At 60.5% G+C, this 8,489-nt stretch carries 7 protein-coding genes; 2 read left to right on the forward strand and 5 right to left on the reverse strand.

The genetic code is table 11. The features are described 5' to 3' along the window. Positions 1-412: hypothetical protein (locus tag Q4P21_RS13760; protein ID WP_303389317.1), on the forward strand; the 412-nt coding region annotated here is incomplete at its 5' end. Positions 413-488: 76 nt separating this feature from the next. Here the strand turns inward: Q4P21_RS13760 and Q4P21_RS13765 are convergent. From Q4P21_RS13765 to Q4P21_RS13785, 5 genes are all read right to left on the reverse strand, one after another. Then, positions 489-2,903: a DEAD/DEAH box helicase gene (locus tag Q4P21_RS13765; protein WP_303389318.1), complete on the reverse strand. Its 2,415-nt coding sequence runs from the start codon at positions 2,901-2,903 to the stop codon at positions 489-491. Between the two features lie 348 nt (positions 2,904-3,251). After that, complete coding sequence (locus tag Q4P21_RS13770) at positions 3,252-4,883, reverse strand: NAD(P)/FAD-dependent oxidoreductase (protein WP_303389319.1); 1,632 nt, start codon at positions 4,881-4,883, stop codon at positions 3,252-3,254. 280 nt (positions 4,884-5,163) lie between these two features. Next, positions 5,164-5,652 carry a hypothetical protein gene (locus tag Q4P21_RS13775; RefSeq protein WP_303389320.1) on the reverse strand — a complete coding sequence of 163 codons (489 nt, stop codon included), beginning with the start codon at positions 5,650-5,652 and terminating at the stop codon, positions 5,164-5,166. Between the two features lie 283 nt (positions 5,653-5,935). Further along, positions 5,936-6,637, reverse strand: a complete 702-nt coding sequence (locus tag Q4P21_RS13780) for a type 1 glutamine amidotransferase domain-containing protein (protein ID WP_303389321.1) — start codon at positions 6,635-6,637, stop codon at positions 5,936-5,938. A gap of 72 nt (positions 6,638-6,709) precedes the next feature. Then, complete coding sequence (locus tag Q4P21_RS13785) at positions 6,710-7,579, reverse strand: aldo/keto reductase (protein ID WP_303389322.1); 870 nt, start codon at positions 7,577-7,579, stop codon at positions 6,710-6,712. 453 nt (positions 7,580-8,032) lie between these two features. Here Q4P21_RS13785 and Q4P21_RS13790 point away from each other — a divergent pair. Further along, a partial coding sequence (locus Q4P21_RS13790) for a pentapeptide repeat-containing protein (RefSeq protein WP_303389323.1) occupies positions 8,033-8,489 on the forward strand: 457 nt, incomplete at its 3' end.

The following is an 8,489-nucleotide window of genomic DNA, read 5'->3' on the forward strand; positions in this document are numbered from 1 at the left end:
GGTGACGGATCCGGCGTCGGGCATCACCATCAGCATGGCTGAGGGCCTGAACGGGCTCGGCGGTGCCTGCGCACCCGGGCAAACCGGCTTGGATGAGTCGATGACGGTGCAGCAGGAGCCGGTTCCGGGCATGCACCTTGCCTCAACCCCCATTGGCGAGCGCACGCCCATCCTGGAAGTAGAACACGAGGGGATCTACTTCAGCTATTCGGTCAACATGACCGGCGCCAAGCCGGAGTGCGGCATGTACGCGAACCTGTTCCAATGGCCAGGTGTTGGTACGGTGCGGATCGGTGCAAAGGTCAGCGCCATGGACTTGATGCGCAGCGGTATTGAGCCGTCGGACTATCTGGAGTCGGAGCTGCACCGGGACATCTCGCGCGTGCTGCTCTCATTCACGGCCGCGGGGTAGAGGGCGCCGCCCGCCAAGTTCGGCGTGTGGCGCAGCGTGACGGCGAGAGAGATGCCGTTGGTTGCAGACAGTCCGCTCACATCCTCCGTGGGTCGGGGAACCCGAGCGAGACGTAACCGGGCGCCCGCTTGGCCAGGGACGATGCCAAGACGGGAGTGAGCTCGTCGTGATAGTCATGGACTGTTGCTTGAGTTTTGCCGGGAAACGGTCTGGTGATGCGCCCTGCGTATTGGACCAGGCGTCCCTTGAACGAGATGGGTGCCGCAAGAAACAGCGTGTCCAGCTTGGGCGCGTCAAAACCTTCGCCAATAAACGATCCGGTGCCCAGCACCAGCAGCGGTTTGTCCGGGTCGGCGGCGGCGATCAGTTCCACCGCGGCGCGGGCCTCGGCCTTTTTCATGCCACCGGAAAGGACCACCGCTGTCAAGCCTGCAGCGGCAAACTGGATGCGGAATCGTTCCAGGTGGGCCTTCCATGTGGTGAGCAGCAGGATGCGTGAGTTGGCCGCATGGGCCGCCAGGACGTCGTCGTAAATCTGCTGCAGGCGGGCCTCGTTGGACACCAGGTCCCTGTAGATTTCCGAGATGCCGCCGGGCACGCTGGGATCGGCGCCACCCGTGTAGATGTAGTCGGTGCGGTGCACCTCCAGCGCCAAGGTGGGGGCGGGGAGATCGCTCTCATGGCGCGGCAGTTGCTGGGCCGACGTCGCCGTGATCGTGTGCACCACGTCGCCGAGCTGGTGGTACATCAATGCATCAAGTTTGTCGCGCCGATAGGGTGTTGCCGTGAGCCCGAGCCAGTGCTTTGCAGGCATCTGGTTCATCACATGGCTGAAAGCCGCGGCGGGAACATGATGGCACTCATCCGCGATCACAAAACCGTAGCCCGCCGTCAGTTCGGCCACGTTGTCGCGCCGGGCAAGGGTGGGCAGAAGTGCGACGTCGATTCTTCCGGTGGTCTTGGACCTTCCCCCACCGATCTGGCCGGGTTTCTCTCCTATCAGCTCGTGGATCCGCTTCCGCCACTGGTCCGCCAGCGCCTTACGGTCGACCAGTACCAGCGTGGAAACGCCGTGGTGGGCTATTGCTGCGCAGGCAATGACCGTCTTGCCGGCGCCTGGTGGAGCGACGAGGATGCCGTGCTCGATGTTTTCGATGGCATGCATCGCCTGCTTCTGTTCGGGACGCAGTTCGCCAAGGAATTCAAGGTCCTGTGCGCCGCCGGGCGTTCTCCGGTCATCCAGGCGCAGGGTGCTGCCGGCCGACTCCACCAGATTCTGGAGCAAGGGCAGCAGACCCCGCGGGATGATGAGGTCTCCTTCGAGGGTCTCGTCGTAAAAGTGCAGGTAGCGGGGGATGTTCCAGGTGGAGCGGCGCTGCCGCTGCCGGTCATAAAATTCGGGATTGGCCATGGACGCCGCGTGCTTGATGGCAGAGATCATGGCCGGGCCGAGGTCCGTGGAGCGGATGGTCAAGCGGGACGCCAATGTTGCCTGTACGACCATGGCCGGGCGGGGAACAATTTTAGAGGCGCGCGGCAATTCAAGTCGGCGCACCTCGTTGCCCAAGCGGACTGAAGGCAGGCGGCGGATGTGCCCATGCACGGCCGACGGCGTGAGCCTGTCCAAGCTGGACAGGTAGGCCCATTGGTCTTCAAAAGGCTCGAGGGTGGTGGTGTCCAGAAACAGGGTTGTCCCGTCGTTGTTCCGCCGCTTTCCGTTCAGCGGGGCGGCGATCAAGTTCCCCATGCCCTTTCCGGTGTGTACATCTTGGGAGGGGAACAGCCGGTCGTAGCTGGACAGGCTCATGCTGCCACGCAGGCCCATGGCCTCGTGAATGAGACCTGTGCCCAGCTGGCGGGCCGTTGCGGCGGAAATGGCTTCCGTGAAGAAGATCCAGACGTGGGCGCCACGGCCCGACTGGGAAATTTCGAGGGCGGCGGGAATTCCGCGGAACCGGGCAGCCTTGACATAGGCCAGGGCATCCATCATTGCTGCGTTTCCGTCAAAATCCGCTGCTATCCACCAGCAGGTGTCCTTTTCGGTGAGCGGGTACAGGCCGATGTGCTTGGTGCCCCTCAGATGGTCGGCGACGGCGGCGGAGGTGAGTTTCAGGAAGGCGACACTGTCCCGCGGTGTTCCCTTGCGCCAGCCACCCGCGACGGCCGGCACCCACCCCGAGCGGCCATCCTTCGTGTTTTCCCAGCGGGTGGCATACACGTCATTGCGGCAGCGAAACAGATTTTCAAAGAACAGGACCTTGGTCTCCGGTGCAGAATGCATGGTCACCGGGCCGGACGGCATGGTTGCGGCGAAGACTGGTTGGTCGGCCTGGGCGGCCGCTGCTTGTTCCTCGCTCAGTTCCAGGAGTTTGCGAAGCCGGGCGTTGTCCAGCCGCAACTCTGCCAGCTCACGGGCCAGCGCAGGGTCCCGGTCAGCGTTGAGGCCAGGCAACGGATCCTGCTCCGGCAACTCAGAAGTGTTGTCAGTCACAACACCATTCTGTCGTGACAAGGCAGGGAAAGCTGAATCCTGTCACTGGCGTCCGGTTGGCTCCCTATAGCGGGCGGTCGTGTTCGCTGAGGACACTGCTGCCACCGTGCCACCAGGTCCCACACGCAGGACATTCAATCTTCCAGTCGTCTGAACCGGGCCTCGCGATCATCCGCCCAATGTCTTTAGGCTCTGAAGTGGCCAGCGGGAGTCCGGCCAACGGCCCTACGAATGCTGACCGGGCATCGTAAGCACACCGGGTGTTCAAGGAAAACAGTGATGAACTGTGCCACGGTTACAAGCATGGCCAGTGGCAACCTCGCGAGTCATCTCTGACCAAGACGACTTCTAGGTGAGCAGTTTACGCAGTCCAATGCCGTAGCCCACTCGTGCAACAACAGTTCCAAGTGGTCTGAGCCAGCGTGGCAGCCACGCCGGCCGCAGGCTTTGGCGCCAGACGACCACGACCTCAGAGCCATCTTGCTCGATGCTGGCCTCTACTTCACCTGCTACCGGACCAAATTTCGAAACTCTTAGACGTCCTGGATTTCCCTCACTAGGTTCTTCGGCTCGGCGGACCACCATGCGGTCTGCCATTTTCACTGGCCCAAAGGACGTGAGGCCGACAAATTCCAGACCATCGCGCATCCGGCTTTGTGCTGGCGTCACTACGGTGAAGGGAATGGCTCTGGTGTGGTTCTCCAGATCCGTCAGCGTATCCCAAACATCCTTGGCATCGCCGGTACACCGAATCCTTAGGGTGAACGTATCGTTGAAGGACTCACGCGTATTGGCCGTTCCTCTTGTGCCGCCCAGTGCATGGGCGGCTGCATCTCCACTGGCCAATGCGCCCTGAATGCTGGATTCCGCAGTGTCACCGGCAATTATCACTCCAGTGATCCCACTCACTAGCGGACGTTGCCCGGGCTCGATGGAGGGCAAAGCATCGGGAATGTCGTGGCGCACCAGCAATCTCCAGTCGGGATCATGAACCCCCATGATGCTGGCGGCTTGGGCCATGACTTCGCTGTCATCTAAATCGTGCGCACCTACGACGGTTGCTTGGACCAGGTGACGCCCGGCAGGGGCATACGATGGGCACACATTGGAGATCACCGAAGTGTGGGTGAGCCGGGAATCTCCTCGAACATCAAGGTAGAGGAAAGGCAACTTATTGGGACGATGTGGAGCATCGAACCACCACGTGGTGAGGGAATTCATGGTTGGCTCTGGCTGTCCAGTGAGCCGGGCACTAACCTTCGGGCCGGTGGCCACCACCACCCGGTCCGCCATCAGCTCTTCGCCGGAGCTGCAGATTACTCTCACTTGGCCATTCTGGCTGATGAGGGATTTTACGGGCGTTGAGAATCGGATGTGTTCCAGGACTGGCTCGGCCATCTGATGAGCAACAGCCGACATTCCTTGCGCCGGCAACGACGGGATTCCCTTGGCGAAATACCAGGCCAATGTTCGTCCCAGGGAAGCCACGGTTTTTAGATCCCGGTCTGCCACCACACCCGAAAAGAATTTTTCAATGACCTTGCGAAAGGACACTGAGAAGCCAGCGTCGTTGATGGCTTGCTGCAGTGACAGCGATTCGCTGCTTGCAAAGCGGTTCCAACGGAGTAACGCAAAAATGTCGCCAAGCTTGACCGTACCGCCGAATAACCCTCTCAGGTATGCGGGGTGCCGGAAGGGATCCGCCAATATCCGCAGACCAGACTCATCCCGAACTGCGACACCACGTCCTGATGCATGTAGATCCAAGTCCTTGAGGTTCAGCGCCCGCCGTGCGTCCGGGTAGCCAGGATTTATTAGCTGAAACCCTCGGTCGCACCGAAATCCGTTCACCAGCTCGGTATCGACGCGGCCACCAACTCTTTGTGTGGCTTCCAATACTGTGACGTCGTGCCCTTGTTCGGAGGCTAGGCGTGCGGCACGCAGCCCCGCTAGTCCCGCACCAATCACAATTACTTTCACGGCAATTTCCTACTTCGGTCAGGAATCATCCTCTTATTTCGTGCAGTTACCAGAGCTTAGCTTCGATCCACCAATGGGGGTCTGTGGACGACCGGTATTTTTCACCATGAGATCACCCTTGTCGGGGAAGTGTGGCTTACGGTAGACCAATTTTCCAAAAGCAAGAGGACAGTTTGCAGATGCAAGTTTCTCACTTGGCGGTGTCGAGCTGTCTTAGCAAGCAGGAGCCCAACCAGTCGTGGCGGCCCGTAAAGTTTTATTGGCACCGCCAACCCCTACCTCACCGAATGAACACACCTAAGCGTGTTTGAGCCGCATCGATAAGTTCTCCACGCGCAGCATGGTGCTGGCGAACTAAATGTGCTACTTGCGCGTCAGATAATTTCTTATCGGCCTCCAGCGCGTCCCGCAAAGGCAAGAGAGGTTCACGCATCCGCCGGGCGGCGGCTCGGACCGAGTCATGGCGATTCCCCGTTAGGAGTGTAATCACCTGGGAGCGTTCGTGCATGGATTCGAACGCCGAAAGTGCGTCGTTCTGAGCCACACCGGCCTGGTATTCGGGCTCCGATTTGGCAGCTCTCCAACGAATCAAGGCACGGATTGATCGATCTGCGGTAGCGAGATAATCAACTATGCCGACAAGTAACTGCTGGTCCCATCTTGTGCGCAGCGCACGCCGGTGTGCAACTTTCTCTTTCAACGCTTCTAACAAGGCACCCAAAGAGATGCCAGCCAACGCTGAGATAGTGCCAATCCACCATGTATCCATGTCTGCATGCTACGCCTGGCGCCCTGACCGAGGAACTCCCTTGCGGAGTCAAGACGAGTGGGTAGATACCGAATCGGATCGGTGGATACAGGGCTCAGCCGCCCGGTACTCCTCCAAGGACCCGCGTGGTCCCTTCCGGCACATGAACAGAATGCCGCACTCGTGAATCAGGTCCACGCGGTGAAAACCGGAGTTGACGCCGCGTCCGCGCATGGGTCGAATGTACTGCTGTTGCCTTGCCCGAGGACGGGTCCAGCGCAGCCGGACCCGCCCCAGACCACTGCTACTTCAGGAGTGCTTTGTTGACTTCCTTGGCGACGTCCTCGCTGGACTGTGGGTTTTGTCCGGTGATGAGGTTGCCGTCGCGGACCACATGCGAGCTCCAGGCCGCCGCGTTTTCGACGATGGCGCCCTTGTCCGTCAGGGCGTCCTCCACGAACCAAGGAGTGTTGGGCCCGGTACCACCATTGAGTTCTTCCTCGTTGGTGAATACTGTCAGGCGGCGCCCCTCGAAGGCGAACTTGCCGTCGTCATCCACAGCGCTGAGCAAAGCGGCCGGACCGTGGCAGAACGGGGCAATGATCGCCCCGGCCTTGTTGGCTGCGACCAGCAGTCTACCCAAATCCGCGTCCTTGTAGAGATCGGTCATGGGTCCGTGTCCGCCGGGCATGACAACGCCGTCGTAGGTTTCAATTCTCACGTCGGCCAGCACCAGCGGGGCGCTCAGCTCAGCGTCTATCGCAGCGATGTAGTCGCGGAAACCGTCTGCTCTTTCCATGCCCCCTGCTGAATCGTCCGTGAGGCTCACCTGGTCCACCGTGGGCTTCGCGCCTCCGAGAGTTGCAATGTGAACCGTATGCCCGGCGTCGAGCAGGGTCTTGTGAGAAACCACGAGCTCCTCTGCCCAGTATCCGGTGGGGTGTTCGCTGCCGTCCCTCATGGTGAGGGAATCGGCTGCGGAAACGACCATCAGTATGTTAGCCATGTGCGTGCTCCTGTTCGGCCAGCCCTACAGAGCCAGCGGATGTTGTCGTGTGGTCGTCGGAGTGGAAAACGGTCAGCGCGCCGCTTCGAGTTCCGCGTAAGTGTCGTCGTCGAGTACCACGGCCGCCGCACCCAGATTCTCTTCGAGGTGTTTCACGGAGCCGGTGCCGGGAATTGGCATCATGACCGGCGAGCGGCGCAGCAGCCATGCCAAGGCCACCTGCGAGGTTGTGGCACCGAGCCGCTTCGCAGCCTCATCCAGGGGTCCGCCGGGCTGTGCCAGTTCACCAGCGGAAATCGGCGCCCAAGGGATGAAGCCGATACCGTTCTGCTCGGCGTAGTTCAGGACGTCCTCGGAACTGCGGTCGGTTAGGTTGTAGCGGTTCTGCACGGTGGAGACGGTGAAGTACTTTCCGGCTTCCTCGAGCTCGGCCACGCTGACCTGCGATAGGCCCAGCGCCTTGACCTTGCCCTCTTTCTGCAGGTCACGCAGGACCGAGAATTGCTCTTCCATATCCACCTTGGGATCGATCCGGTGCAGCTGCAGCAGATCCAGGGAATCCACCTTGAGCTTACGGAGGCTCAGCTCGGTCTGCTGCCGCAGGTATTCGGCTCGGCCCACAGGAACCCACACGTCGGGTCCTGTGCGGGTGAAGCCGACCTTGGTGGCGATCTTCAGGCCATCCTTGTACGGGTGCAACGCCTCGGCAAGGATCTCTTCGCTGACGTTGGGACCATAGGAATCAGCGGTGTCAATGAAGTCGACCCCGAGTTCCACGGCACGGCGTACGACGGCGATCGCGGCACCTCGATCCGCAGGCTCACCCCAGACTCCGTCCCCGACGATGCGCATTGCACCGAACCCTAGACGATGGACCCTTCCCAGATCCTTCAGATCGATGGTGGTTGATACTTCCAGATGCTGTGAGTTGTCATGGTTCATAGGGTCGACAACCTCCCAAGCCTCCCGCGTATTCCCTTGTTGAAGCGTCGAAGAAATCGCACCTCGTCTTTATTCGTGGTGTGGTCGAGGGCATCCCCAGCTATTCTCTCAATGCGCAGCAACTGCTCCACAGAATCAGAACCTGCTTGGAAGGCGTTGAATGTAACTTTGCGGACGATCATGGTGCATGATGCTCCTATGACAGATGACGGGCAGCGTCCATGGCGACTGCGGCACCGAAGGTGGTGGTGAGGAATGGGGGCCATGGTACTTGCGCTGGAGACTGCTGGGTTGGCTCAAGCCAGCACTGATGTCAGACCTGGATGGGTAATTTCCGCCGGTGCCTTAATCGCCATCATCGCTGTTCTTGTTCTTCTGGCCAGGCACCAGCGGAAGCGGAAAGGGCAGGCACTCGGTGGGGACGCGCCTGCGTCTGACGTGGAGGCAAAGTGGATGTCCCGTTACACGAGGGCCATCAAGCAGCTCGGTGATGTTTCTCCCGTGATCAGACTCGGCGGGATCAAGGCGCTGGAGCGGATTGCCCAAGATTCCGAGCGCGACCGGCAAACCATTCTGGATGTCCTATTGGCATATCTGCGTTCTGAGTCACCGCTCAAGAGGAGCAGTGGAGTAGCCGCAGGGGAAATGAAAAGTGATACTGCCGCGGCGGCAGTTGCCGCCGGCCGCATCACCCACCTTTCTCGCCCAACAAAGCTGACGCTTCTTCCCGGCCTGAACCTCAGCGGCGCCATACTCGACGGCGCGGATCTCACCGACGCGTCGTTCGACGGCGCGAACCTCACCGGTGCATCCTTCGACGGCGCGAACCTTGATGGCGCATCTTTCAGCGCTGCGAATCTCAACCATGCGTACCTCAATGACGCGAACCTCAACCTCGCCAATCTCACCG

Source organism: Arthrobacter sp., from assembly GCF_030540645.1.
Classification (GTDB): domain Bacteria; phylum Actinomycetota; class Actinomycetes; order Actinomycetales; family Micrococcaceae; genus Specibacter.